The sequence below is a fragment of the Mesorhizobium sp. 43Arga genome (assembly GCF_053714255.1).
The window spans coordinates 252,808-277,152 of sequence record NZ_JBSKBO010000008.1 but is presented as its reverse complement, the minus strand read 5'-3'; the positions used below and the strand labels follow the sequence as shown (position 1 = coordinate 277,152).

23 protein-coding genes are annotated in these 24,345 nt (G+C 61.7%); 12 read left to right on the top strand and 11 right to left on the bottom strand.

The window, feature by feature from the left end; all coding sequences use genetic code 11:
* Nucleotides 1-76: 76 nt before the first annotated feature.
* The 3 genes from ACWGS8_RS26080 to ACWGS8_RS26070 all read left to right on the top strand — a co-directional run bounded on the left by ACWGS8_RS26080 (nt 77) and on the right by ACWGS8_RS26070 (nt 2,233).
* Nucleotides 77-676 carry a superoxide dismutase gene (locus ACWGS8_RS26080; RefSeq protein ID WP_019857106.1) on the top strand — a complete coding sequence of 200 codons (600 nt, stop codon included), beginning with the start codon at nt 77-79 and terminating at the stop codon, nt 674-676.
* A 162-nt stretch (nt 677-838) separates the two neighbouring features.
* Nucleotides 839-1,276 (top strand): c-type cytochrome, encoded by a 438-nt coding sequence (locus ACWGS8_RS26075; protein ID WP_454583593.1) that lies wholly within the window; start codon nt 839-841, stop codon nt 1,274-1,276.
* A 9-nt stretch (nt 1,277-1,285) separates the two neighbouring features.
* A complete protein-coding gene (locus tag ACWGS8_RS26070; RefSeq protein ID WP_454583653.1) occupies nt 1,286-2,233 on the top strand; it encodes a c-type cytochrome in 948 nt (315 codons plus the stop codon).
* A gap of 93 nt (nt 2,234-2,326) precedes the next feature.
* On the opposite strand, the gene ACWGS8_RS26065 is transcribed toward ACWGS8_RS26070, so the two are convergent.
* The 3 genes from ACWGS8_RS26065 to ACWGS8_RS26055 all read right to left on the bottom strand — a co-directional run bounded on the left by ACWGS8_RS26065 (nt 2,327) and on the right by ACWGS8_RS26055 (nt 5,613).
* Nucleotides 2,327-2,716 carry an SET domain-containing protein gene (locus ACWGS8_RS26065; RefSeq protein WP_454583592.1) on the bottom strand — a complete coding sequence of 130 codons (390 nt, stop codon included), beginning with the start codon at nt 2,714-2,716 and terminating at the stop codon, nt 2,327-2,329.
* 150 nt (nt 2,717-2,866) lie between these two features.
* Entirely contained in the window at nt 2,867-3,493 is a 627-nt protein-coding gene (locus ACWGS8_RS26060; protein ID WP_454583591.1) for a LysE family translocator, read from the bottom strand.
* On the bottom strand, nt 3,490-5,613 hold the full coding sequence (locus ACWGS8_RS26055) for a S9 family peptidase (protein ID WP_454583590.1): 2,124 nt from the start codon (nt 5,611-5,613) through the stop codon (nt 3,490-3,492). Before ACWGS8_RS26055 ends, ACWGS8_RS26060 begins: the two co-directional genes overlap by 4 nt.
* A gap of 861 nt (nt 5,614-6,474) precedes the next feature.
* On the opposite strand from ACWGS8_RS26055, the gene ACWGS8_RS26050 reads away from it, so the two are divergent.
* Nucleotides 6,475-6,900 (top strand): MucR family transcriptional regulator, encoded by a 426-nt coding sequence (locus ACWGS8_RS26050; RefSeq protein ID WP_454583652.1) that lies wholly within the window; start codon nt 6,475-6,477, stop codon nt 6,898-6,900.
* Nucleotides 6,901-6,990: 90 nt separating this feature from the next.
* Here ACWGS8_RS26050 and ACWGS8_RS26045 read toward each other — a convergent pair whose 3' ends face one another.
* Entirely contained in the window at nt 6,991-7,419 is a 429-nt protein-coding gene (locus ACWGS8_RS26045; RefSeq protein ID WP_454583589.1) for a SufE family protein, read from the bottom strand.
* Nucleotides 7,420-7,519: 100 nt separating this feature from the next.
* Nucleotides 7,520-7,870, bottom strand: a complete 351-nt coding sequence (locus ACWGS8_RS26040) for a DUF5330 domain-containing protein (protein ID WP_019857116.1) — start codon at nt 7,868-7,870, stop codon at nt 7,520-7,522.
* Nucleotides 7,871-8,403: 533 nt separating this feature from the next.
* On the opposite strand from ACWGS8_RS26040, the gene ACWGS8_RS26035 reads away from it, so the two are divergent.
* From ACWGS8_RS26035 to ACWGS8_RS26025, 3 genes are all read left to right on the top strand, one after another.
* Nucleotides 8,404-10,152 carry an ATP-binding protein gene (locus ACWGS8_RS26035; RefSeq protein WP_454583651.1) on the top strand — a complete coding sequence of 583 codons (1,749 nt, stop codon included), beginning with the start codon at nt 8,404-8,406 and terminating at the stop codon, nt 10,150-10,152.
* Entirely contained in the window at nt 10,127-10,924 is a 798-nt protein-coding gene (locus tag ACWGS8_RS26030; RefSeq protein WP_454583588.1) for a peptidoglycan-binding domain-containing protein, read from the top strand. The genes ACWGS8_RS26035 and ACWGS8_RS26030 overlap by 26 nt, the downstream gene beginning before the upstream one ends.
* Nucleotides 10,925-11,007: 83 nt before the next feature.
* Entirely contained in the window at nt 11,008-11,355 is a 348-nt protein-coding gene (locus ACWGS8_RS26025) for a DUF1491 family protein (protein ID WP_115145061.1), read from the top strand.
* Here ACWGS8_RS26025 and ACWGS8_RS26020 read toward each other — a convergent pair.
* Nucleotides 11,333-12,367 carry a hypothetical protein gene (locus ACWGS8_RS26020; RefSeq protein ID WP_454583587.1) on the bottom strand — a complete coding sequence of 345 codons (1,035 nt, stop codon included), beginning with the start codon at nt 12,365-12,367 and terminating at the stop codon, nt 11,333-11,335. The genes ACWGS8_RS26025 and ACWGS8_RS26020 overlap by 23 nt on opposite strands.
* A gap of 775 nt (nt 12,368-13,142) precedes the next feature.
* On the opposite strand from ACWGS8_RS26020, the gene ACWGS8_RS26015 reads away from it, so the two are divergent.
* Nucleotides 13,143-14,048, top strand: a complete 906-nt coding sequence (locus ACWGS8_RS26015) for a hypothetical protein (protein WP_454583586.1) — start codon at nt 13,143-13,145, stop codon at nt 14,046-14,048.
* A 281-nt stretch (nt 14,049-14,329) separates the two neighbouring features.
* Entirely contained in the window at nt 14,330-14,515 is a 186-nt protein-coding gene (locus tag ACWGS8_RS26010) for a hypothetical protein (RefSeq protein WP_454583585.1), read from the top strand.
* Between the two features lie 54 nt (nt 14,516-14,569).
* Here the strand turns inward: ACWGS8_RS26010 and ACWGS8_RS26005 are convergent, their stop codons facing one another.
* The 5 genes from ACWGS8_RS26005 to ACWGS8_RS25985 form a co-directional block, all read right to left on the bottom strand.
* The gene (locus ACWGS8_RS26005) at nt 14,570-15,139 is read right to left on the bottom strand and encodes a DUF1254 domain-containing protein (protein ID WP_027034350.1); all 570 of its coding nucleotides are present in this window, start codon (nt 15,137-15,139) and stop codon (nt 14,570-14,572) included.
* The gene (locus tag ACWGS8_RS26000; RefSeq protein ID WP_454583584.1) at nt 15,132-15,716 is read right to left on the bottom strand and encodes a DUF1214 domain-containing protein; all 585 of its coding nucleotides are present in this window, start codon (nt 15,714-15,716) and stop codon (nt 15,132-15,134) included. The genes ACWGS8_RS26005 and ACWGS8_RS26000 overlap by 8 nt, the downstream gene beginning before the upstream one ends.
* A gap of 144 nt (nt 15,717-15,860) precedes the next feature.
* The gene (locus ACWGS8_RS25995) at nt 15,861-18,014 is read right to left on the bottom strand and encodes a transglycosylase domain-containing protein (protein WP_454583583.1); all 2,154 of its coding nucleotides are present in this window, start codon (nt 18,012-18,014) and stop codon (nt 15,861-15,863) included.
* A gap of 213 nt (nt 18,015-18,227) precedes the next feature.
* On the bottom strand, nt 18,228-19,160 hold the full coding sequence (locus tag ACWGS8_RS25990) for a dimethylarginine dimethylaminohydrolase family protein (protein WP_143976729.1): 933 nt from the start codon (nt 19,158-19,160) through the stop codon (nt 18,228-18,230).
* 40 nt (nt 19,161-19,200) lie between these two features.
* Nucleotides 19,201-20,787, bottom strand: coding sequence for an amidohydrolase (locus ACWGS8_RS25985; protein ID WP_454583582.1), 1,587 nt, complete (start codon nt 20,785-20,787; stop codon nt 19,201-19,203).
* 75 nt (nt 20,788-20,862) lie between these two features.
* Here ACWGS8_RS25985 and ACWGS8_RS25980 point away from each other — a divergent pair, with 75 nt between their 5' ends.
* From ACWGS8_RS25980 to ACWGS8_RS25970, 3 genes are all read left to right on the top strand, one after another.
* Entirely contained in the window at nt 20,863-21,750 is an 888-nt protein-coding gene (locus tag ACWGS8_RS25980; protein ID WP_454583581.1) for a LysR substrate-binding domain-containing protein, read from the top strand.
* Nucleotides 21,751-22,065: 315 nt separating this feature from the next.
* Nucleotides 22,066-23,160: an ABC transporter ATP-binding protein gene (locus ACWGS8_RS25975; RefSeq protein ID WP_454583580.1), complete on the top strand. Its 1,095-nt coding sequence runs from the start codon at nt 22,066-22,068 to the stop codon at nt 23,158-23,160.
* 69 nt (nt 23,161-23,229) lie between these two features.
* Nucleotides 23,230-24,342, top strand: a complete 1,113-nt coding sequence (locus ACWGS8_RS25970) for an ABC transporter substrate-binding protein (RefSeq protein WP_454583579.1) — start codon at nt 23,230-23,232, stop codon at nt 24,340-24,342.
* The last annotated feature ends 3 nt before the right edge of the window (nt 24,343-24,345 follow it).

Sequence of the window (24,345 nt, the reverse complement as noted above, 5' to 3'; positions counted from 1 at the left end):
GGAGTTGTCCCAGCTCAATCCAGACCTATCTTGATCCGGTATCCACACCGGATTTTTCCACGAGGGAGTACTACCCATGGCTTTTGAATTGCCCGCTCTGCCCTACGACTATGAGGCCTTGCAGCCTTATATGTCGAAAGAGACGCTGGAGTATCACCACGACAAGCATCACAAGGCCTATGTCGACAATGGCAACAAGCTGGCTGCCGAGGCCGGGATGGGTGATCTGTCTGTCGAAGAGGTGGTCAAGCAGTCGTTCGGCAAGAATGCCGGTCTCTTCAACAATGCCGCGCAGCACTACAATCACATCCATTTCTGGAAGTGGATGAAGAAGGGCGGCGGCGGCAACAAGCTGCCGGGCGCGCTGCAGAAGGCTTTCGACAGCGATCTCGGCGGCTACGACAAGTTCAAGGCTGATTTTGTCGCCGCCGGCACGACGCAGTTCGGTTCGGGCTGGGCCTGGGTGTCCGTCAAGGACGGCAAGCTGGCGATCTCGAAGACCCCGAACGGCGAAAACCCGCTCGTTCATGGCGCCTCGCCGATCCTCGGCGTCGACGTCTGGGAGCACTCCTATTACATCGACTACCGCAACGCCCGCCCGAAATATCTCGAGGCCTTCGTCGACAGCCTGATCAACTGGGATCATGTGCTGGAGCTCTACGAAAAGGCGAAGTAATCGATAATCAGAAAGGCCCCGGCAGTCCCGGGGCTTTTCTTTTTCCGTATCGATATCGGTGGCTGCGAAGGTCCGGAAAAAACCATCCGAGGACTGGGAATATTCCGTCCGCCGCATCCGTTAACGTCGTGTCCCAAATACCTTCATCACGGAGCCAAATGAATGAGAAAGCTTGTCATCGCCATCTCAATGCTCGCCTTCGCCGGTTCGGCGGCCTTTGCCGATCCGATCATCGACCGGCAGGCTCTGATGAAGGAACGCGGAAAGATCGTCGGCGGCTTGGCGAAAGTCGCCAAGGGTGAGGACTCCTTTGATGCCGCTGCCGTGCTGACGCAACTGCAGGCGCTGCAGGTGAATGCCGAGAAGTTCGACGTCGATGCCTTGTTCCCGAAAGGCAGCGATGCCGGCGACACCACGGCGGGGCCGAAAATCTGGGAAGACACGGCAGGCTTCAAGGCCGCCGAGGAGAAGTATCTCGCCAACGTCAAGGCCGCGGTCGCGGCGGCTCCCGCCGATGTCGACACGCTGAAAGCGCAAGTCGGCGCCATCGGTTCGGATTGCGGCACCTGCCATCAGGGCTACAGGATCAAGAAGGGCTGATTGCCTGATATGGCATGGCTGAAGAAGCTGGTCGGCGCGGCCCTCATTCTGGGAGGCGTCGGCGCGGCCGGTGGTTGGCTGCTGTCGGCCCCGGTCAAGCTGGACGCGGCGGCCCTGGCGCAACTCGGGCCGGGCGACGCGACTAAAGGCAAGCGCATTTTCTATGCCGGCGGCTGCACCTCCTGCCATGCGAAGCCGGGCTCGCAGGGTGATGCGCGGCTTCAGCTGGTTGGTGGCCTCCAACTCAAGACGCCGTTCGGCACCTTTGTTCCGCCCAACATTTCGCAAGACCCAAAGGACGGCATCGGTGCGTGGTCGGTCGACGATCTCGCCAACGCCATGCTCAAGGGCGTTTCACCGTCCGGCGAGCATTTCTATCCGGCCTTTCCCTACGCGTCCTATACCCGCATGAAGCCATCGGACATTGCCGATCTCTATGCCTTCCTGAAGACGCTGCCCGCTGTCGCCGGCAAGGCGCCGGGCAATTCGCTGGCGTTCCCGTTCAACGTCAGGCGTGGCATCGGCCTGTGGAAGCGCCTCTATCTCAGCGACCAGCCTGTTGTTACCCTGGCCGACGGCGCGCCTGATCGGGTCGTGGCCGGCCGCTATCTGGTCGAGGGGCCGGGCCATTGTGGCGAATGCCACACGCCGCGTGACTTCGCAGGGGGAACGAAGAAAGGCGAATGGCTGGCGGGTGCCGTGGCGGCCGAGGGCAGTGGAATTGTGCCCAACATCACATCGGGCAAGGGCGGCCTCGCCAACTGGTCGGAAGCTGACATAGCCAACTACCTCGAAACCGGCTTCACGCCCAATTTCGATTCCGTCGGCGGCGCGATGGTCGACGTCCAGCGCAACATGGCCGAACTGACAGCAGGGGACCGGGCTGCGATCGCCGCCTATCTCAAAGCTGTGCCGCCGCACCCGAACGGCTATCCCGCCCGCAAGCCGGCAAGCTGATTATCGACTAGAGTAATTCCAGGAAAAGTGTGAAGCGGTTTGCCCGGGAAAGCGCCGTCGCGGTTCCCTTGGGAGTTGCGTCAAAACAATGAGTTAGAGGTGCCGATCGCCGAGGAAATCGAAGCCCGTCTCGAAGAAATGATTGTAGTTGCAGGTCAGTTCCTCGCCGGGCGCGATGTCGCGCAAGGCATAGGTTTCCTCTGGCGAGGAGACATCGCAATTCGGCTCGTCGTCATGGTTCATGTAGCGAGCGTCGTCGGCTTCGAAGACGATATAGGCCGGATCGCGCCGGTCCGGGTAGGAATAGCGGTCGAGATAGTTCTTCACCGGCCCGCTCTCGCCCTCATAGGTCTCGACGTCGATGATCCGGTCGAAGCGGGGGTCGAGCTTCCAGATCAGCGTGCCCATGGGGATGTGGTGCTTGGCAAAGACGCCAATGCCCTGGATCGGCGATTTGTCGAGATAGACGTCGACGAGCAGCATAATGGACCCTTGTGCGAGTGCGGGCTTCATCGCCCGGGAAAGTCGTGCAGGGGTAACGCGCGACGACAGCAATTGCGAGGGAAAATGAGCAATACGGAATTCAAAAAGTCATGATCGCCGAACCCAAAAGTGAACGTGCTGTCTGGAACCTCAGCGTTGCTGCAAGGCCAGGCGCACGCCCAGGGCACAGTAGATGCCGCCGACAACCTTGCCCTGCCATTTCAGCACAGTCGGATTTCGGCGCAGGAAACTGCCGAGGCGACCCGCGCTCACGGCAAAGACGACCGTGCTGAAAAGACCGAGCACGACAAAAACAATTCCCAGTACGGCCAATTGAAGCATCACCGTGCCGTTTTCGGGCCGCACGAACTGAGGCAGGAATGCCAGGAAAAACAGCGCGGTCTTGGGGTTGAGCACTTCGGTCAGGACGGCCTGCCGAAACGCCTTGCCGGCGGAGATCGCGAGCGCGCCGGCAGAGGGATCGGTCGGCGTTTTCTCGATGATGGCGCGAATGCCGAGGTAAACGAGGTAAGCCGCGCCGATATATTTTACGATGCTGAACAGCGTCGCCGACGTGGCGATGATCGCCGAGATGCCGACCATCGCCATGACAGTGTGAAATATATCCCCGGCCGCGATCCCGGCGCCGGTAGCGATCCCGACCTTCGTTCCCGAACTCGTTGCCCGGGCGATCGTCAACAGCGTGGCCGGACCCGGAATAAAGACAAAGCCGAGCACGACGGCGATATAGGCAATCAACGTCGACGGATCGATCATTTGAGCGTCTCCTCGGCAAGCTGGGCCTTTCCCGTCACCTTCAGCGCGAAGGAATAGGTATAGGCGATCTCCTCCAGCCTTGAAAACCGGCCGGAGGCCCCGGCATGGCCGGAATCCATGTTGATCTTGAACAGCACCGGATTGTCGCCGCTCTTGCGATCGCGCAGCCGCGCCACCCATTTGGCCGGTTCCCAGTAGGTGACGCGCGGATCGGTGAGGCCGGCAAGCGCCAGGATGGGCGGATAGTCGAGGGCCGCGACATTGTCGTAGGGCGAATAGGCGGCGATGGTGCGGTAGTCATCTGCGGACGCGATGGGATTGCCCCATTCCGGCCATTCCGGCGGTGTCAGCGGCAAGGTCGCGTCGAGCATGGTGGTGAGCACATCGACGAAGGGAACCTCGGCGACGATGCCGCCAAAACAGTCCGGCGCCATATTGGCGATGGCGCCCATCAGCATCCCGCCGGCCGAGCCGCCTTGCGCGACCATGCGGTCATGCGCGGTATAGCGCTCGGCAACGAGATGGCGCGCACAGGCGATGAAATCCGTAAACGTGTTCATCTTGTGCGCCCGCTTGCCGTCATCGTACCAGCCATAGCCCTTGTCCTTGCCGCCACGCACATGAGCGATGGCGTAGACGAAGCCGCGGTCGACAAGCGACAGGCAATTGGTGTTGAACGCCGCCGGCACTGTGATGCCGTAGGAGCCGTAGCCGTAGAGCAGGCAAGGGGCTGATCCGTCCAGCGGCGTGTCACGGTGGTGCAGAAGCGAGATCGGCACCAACTCGCCATCGGCGGCGGGCGCCATCAACCGCCTGGTGACATAATGGTCCGCATCATGGCCGGATGGCACTTCCTGGGTCTTGAGCAAGACCCGCTCGCGGGTGCGCATATTGTAGTCGAACACCTGCGCCGGCGTCGTCATCGACGAATAGGAAAAGCGCATGATCTCGGTGTCGTATTCATAGGAGCCCGACAGGCCGAGCGAGAAAGCCTCTTCATCGAGAGACAGAAGATGCTCTTCGCCACTGATCCGGTCGCGCACGACGATGCGCGGCAGGCCCTCCTTGCGCTCGAGCCGGACCATATGGTCCTTGAAGCCGATCACCGACAGGATCAGCCGGCCCGGTTCATGCGCTACCAGCTCCTGCCAGTTGGCGCGGACCGGATCGCTTGCCGGCGCCGTCATGATCTTGAAGTCCTTGGCGCCGTCCGCATTGGTCAGGATGAAGAATATGTCGCCGCCTTCCTCCAACTCATATTGAAGGCCGGTCTCGCGCGCTGAAACCAGTCTGGGTTCGGCAAACGGATCGCTGGCGCTCAACAGCCGATATTCCGAGGTCTCGTGATCGTTGATGCCGATCATGATCCATTGGTTGTCGCGGGTGCCGTCGACATTCATGAAGAAGCCGGGATCGGTTTCCTCATAGATCAGGCGGTCGGTTTCAGGGTCTTGTCCAAGCGCGTGGAACAGCACCTTCGAGGGCCGGTGGTTGGGGTCGAGACGCGTATAGAAGAACCCGTCATTGCCCGCGTCCCACACGCCCGAGCCGCCTGTGGCCGGAATCTGGTCCGGCAGTTCCTTGCCATCGGCAAGGTCGCGCACGCGCAGCGTGTAGAACTCGGACCCCTTGTCGTCGAATGCCCACAACAGCTTGCGGTGATCAGCCGAATGGTCGACGCCGCCGAGCCTGAAATAGGCCTTGCCTTCCGCCTCGAGGTCGCCGTCGAGCAGGATCTGCTCGCTGCCGCCCTCGCGCGGCATGCGGAAATAGCGAGGCTGCTCGCCGCCAAGCTTGAAGGAAGACCCATAGGCATAGAGCCCGTCTTTCATAGGAACGGAAGAATCGTCTTCCTTGATGCGGCCCTTCATCTCCTTGAAAAGCCGCTTCCGCAGGTCTGAAGTGTCAGCCATCAGCTTCGACTGGTAGGCATTCTCGGCGTCGAGTTCGGCGCGGATGCCCGCATCGAGCAGGGAGGGGTCCCGAAACATCTCCTGCCAGTTGTCGGCCCGCAGCCAGGCATATTCGTCGGTTCGCGTGATGCCGTGATGCGTGTCGTAAACCGGCCGCTTCGGCGGTGTCGGCGGGCTGACGATCGGAAATCGGGAAGTCTTGGTCATTGCGTCTCGCTTGGGAAAAATTTTGAATGATGAATGATCACGCCGGTCAGGGTGGGTTCAAGGGCCGTAATCTGGAGGTGGTGTCGGCTCCATGAGGTGGGCCGGGAGGAAAGATGATGACTATTCGATCTCGGCTCGCTGCGACTTTCGCCGTTGCTTCGTTGACTCTGGTCTTTGCCGGCCAGTCTCATGCGACCGTATTCGCGGCTTGGCAAGTGGCCAATGGGCCGTTCGGCGATACGCTCAACGTGCGCAAATATCCGCCCGGCACCTCCCAGAGGCAGGCTCGACATCGCCAATCGGCCGCATGGCAGCAACGGCAGCTATCGCTGGTGCGAAGTCTGGCACGACCCTGACAAGAACGGCGCTTTCGCCACCGGCCGGGCCTTGGCAAGTACATCACCCCGTATTCATCGACAGTCGTCGATTGATCGCGATGCGGCCGGCGGGACATACCGCTTGGTTGCCTGCGAAAAAGGTGAGCGGCAACCTATGGTTTTGTGGACAGATATGAACAACCAAGATTGACAGCGCTTTGGCAAAAGCAAACCAGAGCATTGAAAGTTGCTTTGTGAGTTATCGCGAATGTAACGATCAGCTGACGTAACGTCAGGCAATGGCGGTTTGGCGAGCGAAATATCGAAAAATTACATGATGCACGAAAGATTGAAGCTGATTGGCGAATAGTTGATCATATTTCGTAAATATAATGCAGAGGGTGAATTGACTTACTTGCTCTATGGTCGCATTGATGTGCCCGCGACACGAATCGTAGAAACTCTACCTGCTCAAAATTCGTGCGATGCCCTGCCTGTAAAAAAGGGCGCATATCGACGTAACTCTTGTTGGGGCCTGAAGACCATGGATATTGTCGAAACACCTTCCAGAAACAACGATGCGCTGATCGAGCTGACCGCTGATGTGGTGGCCGCCTATGTCAGCAACAACCCCGTGCCGGTCAGCGAATTGCCGAACCTCATATCCGATGTCCATGCCGCTCTCGGGCGTGTGGGCGGAACCGCCGAACAGCCTGCTGCCGACAAGCAGAAGCCGGCTGTCAACCCGAAGCGCTCGGTTCATGACGACTACATTGTCTGTCTTGAAGACGGCAAGAAGTTCAAGTCGCTCAAGCGTCATCTGATGACCCACTATGATCTGACGCCGGACCAGTATCGCGAAAAGTGGAATCTCGACCCGAGCTATCCGATGGTTGCTCCGAACTATGCGGCAGCCCGTTCGCAGCTCGCCAAGAAGATGGGCCTTGGCCGCAAGCGCAAGGCGCGGTAATCGCTGTTCCATCAGGTCGAACCGACATCGACGGCGCCTTCGGGCGCCGTTTGATTTTGGAGAACAGGATTGCCGGCTGGCCGGAGGGCGTCAGGCGGTCTGCTTGAGTGCCATCTCGGCATCGCGCTTGATGCGCTTGACCATCGAGCGAAGGCCATTGGCGCGCTGCGGCGACAGGTGCTCGTCCAGGCCGAGTGCCTTCAGCGTCGCTTCCGCATCGGTTTTCTGGATTTCGCTGGCGGTCCGTCCGGAAAACAGCGCCAGCATGATGGCGACCAGACCGCGCACGATATGGGCGTCCGAATCCCCGGTGAAGGTGATGACCGGATCGCTGCCCGGTCCCCGCTCGGTGGTCAGCCAGACCTGGCTGACGCAACCCTGCACTTTGTTGGCGGCGTTGCGCTCCTCATCGGGAAAGGGAGGCAGCGCCTCGCCGAGCTCGATGACATAGCGATAGCGGTCCTCCCATTCGTCAAGGAAGGAGAAGTCGTCGCGGATCGTCTGCATCATGGTCGTCATGACCCGGATATAGTCACGCGGCGGCCCCGCGTCACGGAAAAAACAAGGACACCGCAGGCGTCGAGAGGGCAGACGGCCCGCGGTGCGCCGTCGAGACGGCTTAATTCTTGACCGGCAGGTTGACGGTCTCGGGCAGGACGATCTCTTCCGCCACGCTGCCCGTCATTGTCGAGGTATCGGGGCCGGTGGACTTGTCGTCCAGCATGGCGGCCGCGATCTTGGCGGTTTCCTTGGCGCGCGCGGTGATGGTGTGCATCGCCGACTTGCCGGTTTCACAGACATCGGGCTTGCGCTCGCAGATGCCGGCAATGTCGCCCACCGCGTCGCGCGCCGCGAACAGGGCCTGGATTGGCCCGACGCTTTCCTGCCCCGGCTCGTCGGAACCGACACCCAGCGGCAGCGCCAAAAGCACCAGTGAAAACCAGAAAGCCATTCTTATCAGGAAGAACATGCCTTGCCTCTCGTCGTGACCGGATCATGCATCATATGGCATGACCTCTTTTATGGGCAGGATGTTGGCACACAGGCACAAAGGACGGCTTGCACGCACAGCGACAATTTTCCTCAAATTTTAGGCAAATTCGAAACGAAGCGTTTTGCCTTGGATTTGTTTCATATCGGGACGATTTTCGTCACCTCTCGATAACCATCTATCCTGTTGTTTCCAATGGGATTATCTGGAATTCGGACGCTTCTCTCCCCGTCCACGATCCGCCAACGGCAGGCGTTCGCAGATAACCCTCCATTTACTATGGCGGCATTTGCCCGCGTTTTCGACCGCCGCGATCCCGATATTTGCCACGGGCCCGGCTTTGGTCGGCCCTGCCTTATCCATTCCTTAAACGCTGGATGAGAGTTTCGGAGCCAATCAAAACAATCTGCAAAAGCAGAGCTGTTTACGACGAGTGCGAGTGCGTTGAGTTGATGCCGATCAAGGCCAGATACGCTGAATTGCCTGGCGCGATTGCCGCCGGTTGCGAACGTATGGTCCATCCCTCCATTCTCGGGCAGAGCGGCCGCGAGCGCCAACGCCGTTTCATCGGCGTCATGCTGGCAGCGCCATTCTTCGCCGCTGGTGCCGCGGTCACGCTGGTGACATCAGGCATGGGCGCCGCGGTGACCATGGCCGCCATTTTCGCCGCCTTCGGTCTGTGCTGGTTCGTCGCTTTGCTGGTGGCGGCTACCGGCAAGATGGCCGCCGCGGCGCCGGTTGCCCTGGCGATGGCGGCCGTTGCGCTTGGCGGTCTGATCGCCGCCGCCGGCGGGTTGAGTTCTCCTGTCGCCGTGCTTGCCGTGGCGCTGCCCTTCGAAGCCTGGTGGATCGGCGCCTCGCGGCGCGCGGCCCTGTGGGGAGCAATCTCTGCCATTGCCGCCATTGCCCTTCAGCCTCTGGCCACGGCCTTCTTGCCCTTCGCGGGCGCGCAGATCGCGGCCTGGCATTGGCTGGTGCCGCTGGCCTGGGCGCTAACGCTGATCCCGCGCCTGTCGGCGTTTGGCGATAGCACCGGTGCGATCGATACGCTCGATACCGGCGACCGGCTAGAAGACATCATCGACGCGGTGATCCTGCGGGTCGCCCGTCATGGCGAGGTGCTCGATGCGTCCGCCAAGGCACGCACGCTTTTGAAATTGCCGCCGGAACTGCTTTCCGGAACCGGCCTCTTCGACCGTGTCCACCTGTCGGACCGTGTCTCCTATCTCAGCGCGCTGGCGGACATGCGCGATGGTGCTGCCTCGCGCCGCCTGGAATTGCGCGTCAGGCTGCCCCAGAACGGCAATGGCCAGAATGACACGCGCTCGATGGCCGACAATTACCGGCCATTCCTGCTCGAACTGCTGCGTGGCGAGGAGCAGAGCGACGTCTTCACGCTGGTGCTGCGCGAGAATGACGAGACTGCCCGGCTGCGTGAGGAACTGGCGCAGGCCAATGAGACGGCGGCAGCCGCGGAAGTGGCCAAGGGGCGGTTCCTGGCGGTGGTCAGTCATGAACTGCGCACGCCGCTGAATGCCATCATCGGCTTCTCGGACATGCTGCTGCACGAAATGTTCGGCGCCTTCAAGGATCCGCGCCAGAAGGAATATGTCACCCTGGTGCGGGATTCGGGCCAGCATCTTCTGGCCGTCGTGACATCCATACTCGACGTATCGAGGATCGAATCGGGCGCCTACACGGCGGACCCGGAGCCGTTCCGGTTCATGGAAGCCGTCGACATGTGCCAGTCGATGATGCGGCTGCAGGCGCAGGCCAAGAACATCGATTTGCAGACGCAGATCGCTCCCGACGCCGGCGACATCAATGCCGATCGCCGCGCCGTGCAGCAGATGCTGATCAATCTCGTCTCCAATGCGATCAAGTTCACGCCCGACGGCGGCGACGTCGTCGTTGGCGCCAAGCGGATCGGTTCGCGCCTGCATTTCTGGGTCAGGGACACTGGAATCGGCATTGCCGAGGAGGATTTCGCCAATCTCGGCAAGCCCTTCACGCAGATCCAGAACGACTATACGCGCCGTTTCGAGGGGACCGGTCTTGGCCTGTCACTGGTGAAGGGGTTGGTGGCGCTGCATGAAGGCACCATGTCGATCGAAAGCATGCCGGGTGAGGGCACCACGGTGACCATCAGCCTGCCGGTCAACGGGCCGAAGGGGCGCCCGGCGAACGAGGCAGGGGTGCTGACGATGCCGGTGACGAGGGCGAAAGGGGACAGAAATGGCTCGCTCCGCAAAACAGCCTAAGGCGGTCAAACGCCGCGGCAACGCCTTCCAGGATGGCGCCATGGCCGTCGGCGGGATGATCTCGCGCAACCCCGTCCTGGTGGGCGGATCGACGGCATTCCTGGTGACGCTGTTCTATGTCTCGGCGAATGCGCTGTGGTATCAGCCTTTCCCGCATGCCGGGGCGTTCTTCGCCACCCGCAATTTCCAGGGTTTTCCGCACACTGCCTTCGACGAGCCGGAGACGACGATCAACATCGTGCGGCCGAATGCGGCCCCCGCACCGATGAAGGGCGATCCGGTGGTCGAGCAGGTGCAAGGCATATTGAAGGACCTCGACTTCTATTCCGGCACGGTCGACGGCATTTCCGGCCCCAACACGCGCAAGGCCATACAGGCCTACCAGCAGAAGGTCGGTCTCAACGCTTCCGGCGAGATCGATGCGCTGTTGCTCGATCAGCTTGGTGCAACGCCGAAGACTGCCTCCGTGCCCAAGCCGCAGCCGCGCCCGGATACGCAGGCCGCCGTTCCGGTGTCCCTGCAGACAAATCCCGGGCAGACAAATTCTGGGCAGACGGATGCCGCCCCGACCCAGGGACCCGATCCCCGCATCGTCAAAATCCAGGCCGGGCTCAAGGCGTTCGGCAATGACGACATGCGGCTGGATGGCGTCGTCGGCGCGCGCACCAAGGCGGCGATCAAGGAATTCCAGTCGCTGTTCGGCCTGCCGCAGACCGGCGAGCCCGACGAGATCGTCTACGTCAAGATGCGCGAGATCGGTCTGACCAATTGAGGTCCGACCAACGAGGCGGAAACGACGTCTCGCCGAGCGTCGGAATTGCCGCTAGATAGCCCGCAGGCTTTCGGAGCTCTCTTATGCGCGTCACATCGGATCTGTGGGTTTCCGCCTTGGTGCGCCGCGTTTTCAGCGCCGGCGGATTTGCCGCCGTGGTCAACCGTGGCGCGACCGAGGCCGGCGCTGTTTTCGTGCTGACGCGAGGCAGGCTGGGTGATGTCGCCCTTTACGGGCCGGCGCCGCAGACAAGCTATGACTCGGCCAAGCCCGACGACCGTTTCTTCAGCCTTCTCGCCGCCGGCGATGATCCGGCCGTGCTCGATGCCCGTCTCGAAAGGGAAAAGAAATTCGATCCCGACATCTGGGTGGTCGAGATCGAGGCCGGCACCGTTCCCGTCGAGGAGCTTATTTCCGTGAAGACGCCCTGAGGGTGGGAGCCGCGGCTTCGTCGCTGTTCGAGGCCATTCGGCTGTCGCTGTTTGCGGGCGAGGCTTCACGAACCATCCTGGAGAGGGCTTCGGCCTTCCACTCCCGGACCCTGTCAAGCGCCACATCGCGATGCAGCAGACGGTAGCGGTCGAGATAGGTGCGGATGGCCTGGGGATGCGGGAACAGGCTGGGGTAGATGGCGACCGTGATCAGGAAGGCCCGGTCCTCGCTGAAGTCGAGTGAGCGCAGCGCCGCAAGCAGTGAGGCGTAGTTCTGGCTGGCAGTCAGCGAGCGCGCGGTCGAGAAATCAATGTCGAGCGCGTCCGCCAGCGCGGTCTGGAAGAAGGCCGCGTTTCCCGTCAGCGCCGTCTCGCGCAGTTTGGCATAGGTTTCCGAGCCGGGAAACGCATCGACCTTCGCCGCCGATGCTTCGTCGCCGGTGCGCATCATGGAGCGCAGCCTGCGTCGCGCATTCTCGGCGGCAATGCCTGGAGATTGCTGCTCCGTCGCGCTGTGTTCGGCCGCCTCCGCAGTAACGACTGCATCGGCTGGTGCCGCGGGGACTTGCACGTCCGGTTCCCGCACCCGCACCAGTGTCGGCCGTTCGAGCGCGCGGATCAGATCGGCAATGGTCGGGTTCAGGTCCTTGCGGCGCGCTATGGCGCGCGCATGCGGCAGGCCGTGCCGGCCAATCAGCGCGATCAGGTCGATATCGCTCACGGCGCGCGAGCGGATCAGCAGCGGCGCGGCAATGTCGACCGGCTCCTCGCACAGGCGGCGCACGAGTGCCGCGGGGGCATATTCGCATTCGGAAAGGGCGGCGGCCACGTAGCGCCGCGATTCGACGGACACATCGTCGAACAAAGGCAGGGTCAGGTCTTCGAGCTGGCCGATCTCGCGGCGCGAGGGGCGGGTCAGCGAACAGAACGCCGACACCGCGGCGCGGAACAGCCTTTCGGCCTTGCCCGATTCCGTCCGTATCGCGATTTGCCTGAAGTCCGAAGATGACACGAAGGATACCCGACACTCGATACACAGCCTTGACCACGCTCAACCGGGACTGTGTCGGTTAAGCGATTGCCCCGGTCAGAACCTGCTGACCTCAAGACAAAGATCAAGTTAGCGGTGATCCGTTAGCGCTCCGTTAACCTAAGCCATTGTTTTCACAAGGGTCAGGAGGTCAGGGCTGTAGAGAAAATATTCCTATGGACCGAGGGATCGCAGAAGGCCATCATGTGGGATCAGCAATGAAGGGGACCGAATGAGCAATCTGCGTCACAACGAACGCGTCAAACTGAACGCAAATTTCTTGAACAGCGTTGCCGTGGTTTGTCTGTCCACCGGCGTAATCGTCCCGACAATATCGTTGAGCATAGCCGGAAAGCCGGCGGAGCTTACGACATTCTTGCCTTTAATTTCGGCGTGATCTTATGTCTGATCGGACTTGTCGGTGCCCGGTACATACTGGCGGGTCTCAAGGAGTAGGGTCGTCAGCCGGTATGGTCTTTTCGTCGGGAAGAATTTCAATCCTGAACGGCAACCGACCGGAACGTGACTTAGCCAACGCCTGCCCGACCATATCATCTCCCGCTGGCCAGAATGCCGAGAACACTTCAGCTATCGTGGTCGTCGGGGTAATCGCAGTCGTCTTGAGAATGTTGGGTTTCGCTTCACCACCTGAAAAGTGAGCGACCGCGATATATACACCAGCCCGATTTCCTCATGCCGAATCATTGAATCCGAAAACCCAATCACGACATGAGTGTCGGGTAAATCGGGGTGTTGAATGAGCCAGCTCACAAGCCTGTGGCATTATCTTAGTTCAGGGCCGAATTTCGTGCCTGCGGTCGTCGGCATCGCTGCGTCATTTGCTGGTGCCTGGGGTGCACAAGTTGCTATTCTCAGGCGTGACCAAAGGCGAGAGCTATTAGCCAGTTTGAGATCGGTAAACGAGGCGCTCGCCCTATCCTTCTCGATCAGCAACAATTTCCTGTCGTTGAAAAATCAGCACGTGATGGGAATGTTAGAGCGATTTCATGAAACCGAAACTAACGTAAAAGCTCACCTTCTACGGTTGTTTCAAGCTGCACCAGGCGATGTCATCGAACCTGTTGACTGCGCAATGGAACTACAAACGTTGCCGATCTCCAAAGTGCCAATAGATCGGTTGGAGACAGTAGTCTTTGAAAAACTCAGCGTTGATTCCAAGACCCTCAATCTGACAATCGAGATTAACAAATCGATCGATGCATTGAATTCATCCTTGTCAGCCCGGAATGACCTCATTCAAAAATGGAAGGATGAAGGTCCTGCGGTGAGCAATAACACAAAAACGATCCGCTACCTTGGACTCCCGACGCAACATGGGGCGGACGAAACGTATAAGCAGACGCTCGTCGCCATTGGAAAATATTGTGACGATTGCATCTATTTCACCATGCTTCTTACAAAAGCACTAAATGAGCACGGCAACCGGGTTCGCAGAAATCGATATCGTCCTTTCAGACTGTCGCCGAAAATCGCGGAAGCTGACTATTCATCTGAACGAGCCAAGCGACTGATGCCTGATCCCAAGGAATATGCGGATTGGGAAAGTGGGTTTGTGTCTCGACCGACGCTCCTGGAGAAACTGAAGAAGCTTGTTAGCCGCGAAGAGAAGAAGCTCACTCCTCCTGGAAATTCTGAAGCGTAGCGTGACGAAAACGGGACTCAAGCCGGTCGCGTCTCATAGGTTCGCAGACTGCGATTAAAGTTTATCGACGGCTAAATACAAAGAAGGGCTCGGCTGATACCTGACCAACTGAGCCTTTCAACGCGTTTTAGGTTTGGGCTAAAAACGTTTAGCCGTTTGGCGCGAAAAAAAGCTGAAAAATCAGCGAATTACTTTAACGCTCCGTTAACCCTCTGCCTGCCTTAATGATATTTGGAGGCGTTGCGTTGTGCTCCGGGAAAACCGAGAGGAATGCGCGAATCATGGGCATGGTACTGTCTTTCGTGCCGCGTGCGGCACCGACCAATCGAGCCAAGCAAACCACCGAAATCCCGGCGGCGGTGATCATCTTTCCCGGCATCCGCTATGAGCGGTCCAGCACCGGCGAAGCGCGGCCAGCCGGGCCCGACAAGCCGGGAACGCCGCGGACGCCGGTGCCGCATCACTGAGCCTTGCTGAAGCCTCCGCCTGGTCCATCAGGCCGTCAGCTCAGGAGCTCTGAGCTAGAAATCCTGCAGCTCGCAGGAACTCTGATCGAGAAAGCGTGACACGATCGGCTTCCAGCTGTCGTCCGGCACGAAGCTGCGGATGACGAAGATGCCCTCGTCGATCGGCGCCTCGACGAAGATCGCTCCCTGCAGGTCCTCGGGCAAGTCCTTGCGCACGTCGATCATCTGCGCCGGTGTCAGCACCACGGCATCAAGCTTGCCGCCAGTCGCCGTATGGTCGTTGAAGGAATAGATGTTGTGGCCGTTGCGGTCATAGACCGACACAGACCAGAAGGGGACATTTCCCGGCGCCTTGATGCGGACCATGCCTTCCTCGAGATCGAACCGGCAGGCCGTGGCATAAAACAGCGGGTCGACCGATTTCACCACCGGCGCGCCGCCCGCCTCGGCATCGAGCCGGTTCATCCGGTAGAGATCGGACGCCATGGACAATCGCGACCAGGCGTCGCGTTCGGAAAACTCCGGCACCAGGAGCAGCACCACGATGTGCACGATGCCGGCGCCGACCAGGCCGAGCAGCACGGCGTGGAAAAGACGGCGCAGCGCGGCCAGGACATTACGCATCGCAGCCGGCCTTCACGATCCTGGGCAGCGAGACATCCGACAGGCCGGTGCTGCTGGCGATCGGCGTGTCGTAGAAGGTCAGGACGAAATACATCCGCCCAGAACCGTCGGTCAGCAGCCAGTTGCCGGGCATGGGGTGATGGCCGACCGATATGGTCACCGAATTATCGGCCCGGCGCAGAACCTCGTAGGACTGAAGTGCTGCAAGCCGCGACTTGCCGGTTTCGACGACGCCGAGCGATTGGTCCGCGGCATAGAGCGTCCAGAAGCGGGCGGTCGGGAATCCGCCCTCTATCCTGTAGCTGCATTCCCGCTTGAGCTGGTCGCCGGCAGCGTCATTTTCCGCGACGAAGGACAGGCCTTCGGCGCGGCCGAGCGCAAGCACGCCCTCGCGCGCCACGCGAGCCTTCGAGTAGGGGTCGGCGGCCGGGGTGCCGATATCGGGGAAGGCGGTCCATTGGCCGATCCTGATCGCGCTGACGCCATCCTGGATCTTCAGCGCATACCAGACGCTGGCGCCGCCGCCGCCAATGGCTATGGCAAGCGAAAGCAGCATCAGGAAGGCGTTCTTGAGCATGAAGGGCCGCGTGCGCGAAGGATTGCCGTTCGGGGATATCGCGGCGTGGGGCCTTGTGGCAAGCGCAGGCTTCCGATTTGGGGGTAAGAGCTGTGGTTAGGACTTTCCCTTCTCCCACAGGGAGAGAAGAAAGAAGTGCTAAAGTCACAGCGCCGAAAGCGTTTCGGGCGAGGCGGCGGCGCCGAGTTTGGGGGCGGACTGGAACAGCTGCGTCATGTCCCTCAGTGTCTGCGTGGTCCGGCTGGACAGAACCGCCGGGCGTTCGGCCGCCGCGTCGGCCGCGGCCTGTTCCTCGCTCTTCTTCTGCGCTTCCGCGGCCTTGGCCGCGATATCTTCGTCGACGAAAGGTTTGTCGATGCCGGGGATCGGCTTCAGGTCGATGTTCTGGTGCGCGTAGACCATCAGGCGCTGCCACACCATCGCCGGCAGCGAGCCACCCGTCATGTTCTTGGTCGGGGTGAAATCATCGTTGCCCAGCCAAACGGCCGCCGTGTAGTTGCCGGTGAAGCCGACGAACCAGGCATCGCGGTAGGATTGCGTCGTGCCGGTCTTGCCGGCGACGACGATGTTGGGAATTTGCGCGCGCCGCGCCGTGCCCATCACCGGCACGGCCGCCAGCATCGTGTTCATGGATTTCAGCGCCTGCTCGGACAGCACCCGGTGCGGCGGCGTCGCGTCCTTGGTCCAGTCATACACCACATCGCCGGTGCGGGTGACGAGCTGGGTGATGCCGTGCCGAGAGCCGACGAAGCCGTTCTGGGCGAACACGCTGTAGCCCGTCGCCTGGTCCATCACTGTCATGCCGGAAGTGCCAAGCACCATGGTCTTGTGCGCCTCGAGCGGCGATTCCACGCCCATCGCCTCGGCCATCGCCTTGATCGGCGCGATGCCGAGATGGTCCTTGGCCAGCCGCACCGGCACGGTGTTGATCGACTTGGCCATCGCCATGATCAGTGTGATGTTGCCAGCCGACTCGCCGCTGTAATTGTGCGGCGACCAGTTGCCCCAGCTGATCGGACCACCTGAAATGATCGAATTGGGCGTAAAGCCGTGTTCCATCGCCGTGGCGTAGACATAGGGCTTGAAGGAGGAACCGGTCTGGCGCAGCGCCTTGGTGGCGCGGTTGAACTGGCTGGCGCCGTAGTCGCGGCCGCCGACGATCGCCCGCACCGCGCCATTGGTCTCGATGACCACCACGGCACCTTCGGTGACGTTGTACTCCTTGCCGAACTGGCGCAGGTGGAACTCGACGGACTCTTCCGCCGCCTTCTGGATATTGGCGTCGAAGGTGGTGTGTGCAACCAGCGAATGCTGGCCGGGCTTGGCGATCTTCTTGACCTCGTCGAAGGCCCAGTCGAGGAAATAGTCGGGGCTTTTCTGTTCGCCGCGGTCGACGACGTCGGCCGGATGCAGCCTTGCCTGCAGCACCTGGCCTTCGGTCATGAAGCCGGAATCGACGAGGTTCGACAGCACCACATTGGCGCGTGCGCGCGCTGCCGGCAGGTTGATATGCGGCGCGTATTTGGTCGGCGCCTTGAACAGCCCGGCCAGCATCGCCGCCTCGGCGAGGTTGAGGTCCTTGACGCTCTTGCCGAAATAGAAGTCCGCCGCCGCCTCGATGCCGAACGTGCCGCCGCCCATATAGGCGCGGTCGAGATAGAGCTGCAGGATTTCCTTCTTCGACAGATTGGCTTCGAGCCACAGTGACAGGAAGGCTTCCTTGATCTTGCGCTCGAAGGTCCGCTCATTGGTCAGGAACAGGTTCTTGGCCAATTGCTGGGTGATGCTCGAGCCGCCCTGGACGACCGAGTTCGCCCGCACATTCTCGAAGATCGCGCGCGACAGGCCGAGCACGTCGATGCCGTAGTGATCGAAGAAGCGCCGGTCCTCGGTGGCCAGTACCGCCTTGATGACATGGTCCGGCATTTCGTCGACCGGCACGGAATCGCGCTGGATGATGCCGCGCTGGCCGATCTCGTTGCCATAGCGGTCGAGGAAGGTGACGGCGAAATCGCCCTGGGCGCGCCAGTCGCCGGCCGTATCCTGGAACGCCGGAATGGCCAGCGCCAGCATCACTACGATGCCTCCGGCGCCGAGCGTAAACCCTTCACTCAAAATCTCGATGATGCCGCGCCGCCAGCCCTTGAGACGGAAGCGCCGCGAGAAGATCGTCGCCGCTTCCCAGAACTGCCGCGCCTTGAAACCGATCTCGTAGAGCGAGGAATCGATCCATGCGTCCAGCGCCAGAAGGCGCGACGCGATCGGACCTCTTCTCTTGCGCGGTTCAGGGCTGACCATTCAAAAACCCGGCTCGGCTGTGGCGTGACCTGAAAACCGCAAGCCGGCAATTTCAGGGCAACGCCCTGTCCTGACTATTCATCCATTTTGGGGATGCTCACAAGGGCGGCGGGGACACAGCTGCAAGGTTTGTTGACGGAAAAGGCAAGGCATCCCGAACATGGTCGCCCGCCTGCCGGAATTCTCGATCCGGCAGGCGAGGGCGTAGGGCTATCAGGCTGCTTCGCGCTTCAAGGCCTGCGCCATGCAGTGGATGCCGCCGCCGGTCTTGGAGATCTCGCTCATGTCGACGGCCGCCACCTCGAAGCCGCGCGCCTTGAGCTGACCGATGAGCGTCTGGCTCGAGGTCGGCGCGATCACCCGGTCCTTGCCGAGCGACATGAAGTTGCAGCCGAGCGCCATCGTATCCTGGAAGGGGACGTCGATGATCTCGTGGCCCTTGCCTTTCAGCCAGTCGACAATGCCGGGTTCGGTGCAGGCGAGGCAGACGGCGGTCAGCTTTTCGGCGATAGGCACCACCATCAGGTCGATATGGACATAATATTCGTCGATGAAGGCGATGCGGGTTTCCCAGCCCTCCTTTTCGAACCAGGACTGGACCTGGCGGGCGCCTTCTTCCTGCGTGCGGGCGCCGCCGCAGCCGATCAGCACCACGCCGTCCTCGATGACGTTGAAGTCGCCGCCTTCGAAGGTGCCGGCCGTGACCATGTCATAGATCGGGATGCCGAGTTTCTCGTAGGTGCGGATCGCGGCATAGTTCTCGCCGCGCCGCCACCAATTGGCCATCGCGGTGATGATCGCGCCATAAGGCGTCATGACGCTGGAATCGCGGGAATAGACCTGCATCGGCAGTTCCGGCGTCGGCTCGTGCCAGTGGATGTTCACACCGAAATGCTCATAGGCGGCGACCAGGTCCTTGTGCTGCGCCTGCGCGATCTGGACGTTGCAGGGTGCCTCGCGCAGGTGCTTGCGCGACAGCGAACTGGTCGACAGATGCCGCAGGAAATTCGGCGATCCCAGCAGCACGTCGGTCAAGACGTCGGTCTCGTTGGCGAAACCCCATGATGTCAGCGGCTTGGTGCCGCCGGCCGGATTGCGGCGCTGCAGCGAAAACGGCTCGGCGACGATGCGATCATGGACGGTCATGCGGTTCTCCTCGTGGGCTTGTTCTCAAGAGTTGGTCGGGTCATGCATGGCTTGGGATCCACCAGTCGCGGCCGCGCTCGGTGGTGATATATTCCGGCCAGCGGAAGTTGATCGGCGGTTCGTAGTCGCAAAGCGGCGCGATCCAGTTCGTGCCGCCAACGCCGCCGCCGGTGCGGGTGACGAACTCGTTCATCGCCGCATCGCGGGCTTCTCCGTCCTCGAGCAGGCGCAATGCCGCCAGCGCGACCGTCTTGGCCGCACAGGTAACCATCGGATCGATCGTCGCGGAAATGCCGCCCAGCGCATTCATCACCCAGGAGGGATAGGCGTGGCCATTCGTCGAGCGTAGCGCCGGGCGGGCGACATAAAAGCGCGCGGTCGGTGCGTGCCAGCTCATATCGGTATAGTCGTCGGAGGTCGAATTCACCTGCGAAGGCGGCAGGTCGCGACGCAGGATCGCTTCGGCCTCCTGCGGGGAAATCAACCGCTCCAGCTCGTCGATGAACGGGTTTTCGGTCGCGGTACCACCGGCATTGACCTGGATTTCGCGCCCGATCGCCCTGGCGGTCTCGTCCCAGCTGGGCGGCCCGACCGTCGACAGCGCTTCAAAGGCAATCCCGGCCATGGCGTGATTGGCCAGCCCGGGCCGTGATTTCGACACCCAGTGGCGCTCATAACGGCAGCCGCTGATCGCGGCCGCCGCCGCCGCATTTCGGTCAAGCACGGCGGTGACCTGCTCGGCCATGCGAAGCGTCGGCACGCGGATCATGTACTGGATCTCGGCCAGCCCCGCCGGCAGATTGTCGGCTGTCGCCTGGCCGGCGGTCAGGATCGCCTCGCTGATCGACCAGCCGCCTTGGTGCGGCAGCATGGAATCGCGCAGCGCCTTGGAGGCCATGTACATCGTCATCAGCGCGTCGTTGGCGCCGGGGGCGCGGACCGCCGAATGCGCCTGCGGGATCGGTGCGCCGTCGCCGGCGCGAACCCAGTTTTCGGGTTCGCCGCACACAAAGCGGTAGATCATGGCGTAGGCGGCACCGCAATGCGTGTCCCAGCGCGCGGTGTTGCAGAGCGGCAGCATGTAGAAGGGGTGGAAGGAGATCATGCCGGCAAGGCCGTCATAATAGCCTTTCGCGGCATGGATCGGCTTTGACCCCCGCACCTTTTCGGCCGGCTCGCCGGTAAAGCGCAGCGTACCTGGAATGCCGTGGTGCTGCATCGCCGCCTTGGTGGCCAGCAGACCGCCAAGGCTTGCCATGCCCAGCCCCGAATGCGGGTCGGTGTGGCCGCCGGCCTCGACGCCAAGGCCGGGCCGTGGCTGCTTCACCGTCACCGCATCCTGGCAGTTGCCGGGCACCGCGTCATATTCGGCATAAAGGCCGATCGTCGGTCCGGTGCCGTTCGTCCAGTGGGCGCAGAACGCCGTCGGCATGCCGCCGGACCCTTCCTCGACGGTAAAGCCTTCCCGCTTCAGTCGCTCCACATACCACGCTGCGGACTGATATTCGCGCCAGGCGGTCTCGCCGAAATCGAAGATGGTGCGCGTCCACGCCGACAGCAGCGGCTGGATGCCGTCGAGGCAGGCAAGGGCGGTCTCTTGCGCCGATGTCGTCACCGGTTTGTCCATGCCTCAAAGAAAGCAGTGAAGCGGCTCGCCAAAAAGTGATATGTTTTCCCGGTTCATGCAAATTCGGTTCACCTCTTGAGAATTCCCTCCACACAGGCGCTGCGCGCCCTCGACAGTTTCGCCAGGCATGGCAGCGTCTGGCGTGCCGCCGACGAACTGCACCTCACCCGCAGCGCGGTGAGCCACCAGTTGCGGTTGTTGGAGCGTGATCTCGGCTTCGATCTGCTGCAGCGCATCGGCAAGGGGGTGGCGCTGACGCCGCGCGGCCAGCGCTACGCTGCCGATGTCAGGAAGGCACTGACCGTGCTTGGCGACGCGGGCACGCAAAACAGCGGCGCCGGCGTCGGTGGTTCCTTCGCCATTTCCTGCCCGCCGGGCTTCGCTTCCATGTTCCTGTGCACCCATATCGGCGAGTTCCAGCAAATGTACCCTGACGTGGCGCTCTCGGTGCTGACGCCGCGCCGGCTCGACGACGTCTCGAATCCGGACGCCGACGCCTTCATCGCTTTCGGCGTCGGCAACTGGCCGAACCGGGCGGTGGAGCTGCTCTGCGAAGTCCACTTCACGCCGCTCTGCAGCCCGACATTGCTCAACAAGGTCGGCGGCTTTTCCAAACCGGCGGACGTGCTGCGCGCCAACCTGCTGCATCTCTCCGACACCGAGGACTGGGCGCGCTGGCTGGCGCTGTCCAAGGTGGAGAACCCGGATACCGAAGGCGGCATCTTCTTTTCCGACATGAACCTCGTCTTCTCGGCGGCGGTCGCCGGCCAGGGAATTGCCATGGGTGACGAGCTGACCGGCCGCCGGGCGCTGAGCGAAGGCAGGCTAGTCAAGCCGTTTGAAGCTTCCGTACCCTCGCCACGCTCCTATTTCCTGGTCTTCGAGCACGCCAAGGCCGGCCATCCCGTACTCAACGCCTTCAGCGACTGGCTCAGGGCAAAGCTGTCGGAGAACAGGCTTTAGGCGTATTGGGCGAGCGCTGCAGGCTGATATGACGGACGACTGCGCGAAGGAGCGCTAACCTTTCCAGTCGTCATCCCTCGGGTCTCCGCGACCGAGCTTCGCTCCTTGCTCCGCCCTACAATGACGACGGCATGAATGCCTTCGCTAATCGCGAACGTTGGTGAGTTTGCCGAACGTCACCGCAAGCAGACGCTCCAGTCGCCCACAAAACCCCACCACCCGTGAATCAAATTTGCCGATCAGGCGAAAACTATTCGGTTGCGGTGAGCCACGACCCTGCCTACCATTTCGCCTAAGACTGAGGGAAAGGGCAGGATGCAGCAACCCGGCCGGGCCGCAGAGATCAAGGCAATTGGAATCGGCAAGAGCTTCGGCTCGTTCCGTGCGTTGGACAATCTGTCGCTCAATATCGGCCGCGGCGAGTTCCTGACGCTGCTCGGCCCCTCCGGCTCGGGCAAGACCACCTTCCTGATGATCCTCGCCGGCTTCGTGCAGCCGACCGAAGGCAAGCTTTTCAGCGACGGCACCGACATCACCGACCGCCCGGCCGAACAGCGCGCCGCCGGCATGGTGTTCCAGGGCTATGCGCTGTTCCCGCATATGAGCGTCGAGGCCAACATCGCTTTCCCGCTTAAGGTGCGCAAGAAATCGGCCGCCGACATCAAGAAGCGCGTCGGCGAGATGATCGAGCGCGTCGGCCTGGTCGGCCATGAGAAGAAACTGCCCTCGCAGCTTTCCGGCGGCCAGCAGCAGCGCGTCGCGCTGGCCCGTGCACTGGTGTTCGAGCCGGGCGTGCTTCTGCTCGACGAGCCGTTCTCGGCGCTGGACAAGAGCCTGCGCGGCCAGATGCAGGCCGAGATGAAGCGCCTGCACCAGGAAACCGGCACCACCTTCGTCTTCGTCACCCACGATCAGAGCGAGGCGCTGGCGCTGTCCTCGCGCGTCGCCATCTTCAACCACGGCAAATTGCTGCAGGTCGGCGCGCCGGACGAAGTCTACGACCGGCCGGACAACCGCTTCGTCGCCGAATTCCTCGGCGAGATCAACATGCTGCCACTGAAGGGGGTGAAGCCCGCCGACAATGGCTCGACGGGCCTTTGCGAAGACCGCGCGGTCAATATGCACTGCAAGGCCGAGAAGGTCCGTGGTGACGCGATCCTCGCGATCCGGCCCGAGCACATGTCGATCGCGCGCGAAGCGGCCGTCGGCGAAAACGGCATCGCCGCGACCGCCATCGCCTCCACCTATCTGGGGGCGGCGACCAAGCTCGACCTCACCACACGCCAAGGCGCCAAGGTGACCGTCTCTGTGCCGAACGAGGTCGCTGCCGCGGCACTTAGCAAAGGCAATTCCGTCTGGCTGACCTGGCCGGCCGAAAAGGGTTTCCTCCTTCCGGACGGAGGACAATGAGCGCCGGCGCGGCCTGACCCGCCGCACCGGCTTCCGGACTGAAATCAACGAAAACAAAGGGGAACTGACATGAACGACACCAAGAAACACGCCATCGACACGCTGTCCGAAAGGACCAGACGCGGCGAGATTTCGCGCCGCCAGTTCACGCAACTGGCAGCCCTCGTGCTCGCCGGCACGCCGATGCTGCTGCGCTCGACGAGCGCCTTTGCCGCGGCCAAGGAACTGGTGCTGGTCAATTGGGGTGGCGACGCCATCACCGCCTATGATGCGGCCTACGGCCAGGCTTTCACCAAGGACACCGGCATCACCGTCAAGATGGACGGCTCGGGCCCGACCGAAGGCGCCATTGCGGCGCAGTTCAAGAGCGGCGCGCCGACCTGGGACCTGGTCGACGTCGACCCGTTCTCGGCCATCACGCTCGGCGCCCAGGGCGCGCTCGAGCCGATCGACTACAAGATCGTCGACAAGACGAAGATGCGCCCCGGCTTCGGTTGGGAATATGCCGCCTCGACCTATTTCTTCTCCTATGTCATCGCCTACGATTCCGAGAAGTACGGCAGCAACGCCCCGACCGGCATGGCCGACTTCTTCGACGTGAAGAAGTTCCCCGGCAAGCGCTCGCTCTACAAATGGGGCGTGTCGAGCTGGGAAGCGGCGCTTTTGGCCGACGGCATCGCGCCGGCTTCGCTCTATCCGCTCGACCTCAAGCGGGCGCATGACAAGATCGCCGCCTTCAAGGAAAACGTCGTCGCCTACTGGGGCGGTGGTGCCGAGAGCCAGAGCGTGCTGCTCAATGGCGAAGCCTCGATGGCCATCGTCTGGTCGACCCGTGCCTCGCTGATCGAGCAGGATTCCGGCGGCAAGATCAAGTTCATCTGGGACCAGGGCCTGATCTCGCCCGGCGCCCTGGCCGTGCTCAAGAACAATCCCGGCGGCAAGGACGCGGCGATGAAGTTCATCGCCAGCGCCCAGGATCCGCAAAAGCAGCTCGTCATGTTCGACAAGCTCGGCCAGGGCCCGGCGAACCCGGCGGCCGATGCGCTCATCCCGGCCGACAAGAAGCGCATCAACCCGGTCGATCCCGAGAACATGAAGAAGCAGATCGCGCTCGACATGGATTGGTACGCCAAGAACTACGGCGCGGCGCTCGACGAATACACCAAGATCATCTCCGCCTGATCG

What these genes read in the sequence shown, in the direction of transcription:
- ACWGS8_RS25995 (WP_454583583.1), bottom strand. Translation starts at nt 18,014, where the DNA reads ATGGTCAGCCCTGAACCGCGCAAGAGAAGAGGTCCGATCGCGTCGCGC.
- ACWGS8_RS26045 (WP_454583589.1), bottom strand. Translation starts at nt 7,419, where the DNA reads ATGACGACCATGATGCAGACGATCCGCGACGACTTCTCCTTCCTTGAC.
- ACWGS8_RS26060 (WP_454583591.1), bottom strand. Translation starts at nt 3,493, where the DNA reads ATGATCGATCCGTCGACGTTGATTGCCTATATCGCCGTCGTGCTCGGC.
- ACWGS8_RS26065 (WP_454583592.1), bottom strand. Translation starts at nt 2,716, where the DNA reads ATGCTGCTCGTCGACGTCTATCTCGACAAATCGCCGATCCAGGGCATT.
- ACWGS8_RS25985 (WP_454583582.1), bottom strand. Translation starts at nt 20,787, where the DNA reads ATGGACAAACCGGTGACGACATCGGCGCAAGAGACCGCCCTTGCCTGC.
- ACWGS8_RS26075 (WP_454583593.1), top strand. Translation starts at nt 839, where the DNA reads ATGAGAAAGCTTGTCATCGCCATCTCAATGCTCGCCTTCGCCGGTTCG.
- ACWGS8_RS26035 (WP_454583651.1), top strand. Translation starts at nt 8,404, where the DNA reads ATGGTCCATCCCTCCATTCTCGGGCAGAGCGGCCGCGAGCGCCAACGC.
- ACWGS8_RS25990 (WP_143976729.1), bottom strand. Translation starts at nt 19,160, where the DNA reads ATGACCGTCCATGATCGCATCGTCGCCGAGCCGTTTTCGCTGCAGCGC.
- ACWGS8_RS26005 (WP_027034350.1), bottom strand. Translation starts at nt 15,139, where the DNA reads ATGCGTAATGTCCTGGCCGCGCTGCGCCGTCTTTTCCACGCCGTGCTG.
- ACWGS8_RS26015 (WP_454583586.1), top strand. Translation starts at nt 13,143, where the DNA reads ATGAGCCAGCTCACAAGCCTGTGGCATTATCTTAGTTCAGGGCCGAAT.
- ACWGS8_RS26000 (WP_454583584.1), bottom strand. Translation starts at nt 15,716, where the DNA reads ATGCTCAAGAACGCCTTCCTGATGCTGCTTTCGCTTGCCATAGCCATT.
- ACWGS8_RS26040 (WP_019857116.1), bottom strand. Translation starts at nt 7,870, where the DNA reads ATGTTCTTCCTGATAAGAATGGCTTTCTGGTTTTCACTGGTGCTTTTG.
- ACWGS8_RS26055 (WP_454583590.1), bottom strand. Translation starts at nt 5,613, where the DNA reads ATGACCAAGACTTCCCGATTTCCGATCGTCAGCCCGCCGACACCGCCG.
- ACWGS8_RS26050 (WP_454583652.1), top strand. Translation starts at nt 6,475, where the DNA reads ATGGATATTGTCGAAACACCTTCCAGAAACAACGATGCGCTGATCGAG.
- ACWGS8_RS26080 (WP_019857106.1), top strand. Translation starts at nt 77, where the DNA reads ATGGCTTTTGAATTGCCCGCTCTGCCCTACGACTATGAGGCCTTGCAG.
- ACWGS8_RS26010 (WP_454583585.1), top strand. Translation starts at nt 14,330, where the DNA reads ATGGGCATGGTACTGTCTTTCGTGCCGCGTGCGGCACCGACCAATCGA.
- ACWGS8_RS26070 (WP_454583653.1), top strand. Translation starts at nt 1,286, where the DNA reads ATGGCATGGCTGAAGAAGCTGGTCGGCGCGGCCCTCATTCTGGGAGGC.
- ACWGS8_RS26025 (WP_115145061.1), top strand. Translation starts at nt 11,008, where the DNA reads ATGCGCGTCACATCGGATCTGTGGGTTTCCGCCTTGGTGCGCCGCGTT.
- ACWGS8_RS25970 (WP_454583579.1), top strand. Translation starts at nt 23,230, where the DNA reads ATGAACGACACCAAGAAACACGCCATCGACACGCTGTCCGAAAGGACC.
- ACWGS8_RS25975 (WP_454583580.1), top strand. Translation starts at nt 22,066, where the DNA reads ATGCAGCAACCCGGCCGGGCCGCAGAGATCAAGGCAATTGGAATCGGC.
- ACWGS8_RS26030 (WP_454583588.1), top strand. Translation starts at nt 10,127, where the DNA reads ATGGCTCGCTCCGCAAAACAGCCTAAGGCGGTCAAACGCCGCGGCAAC.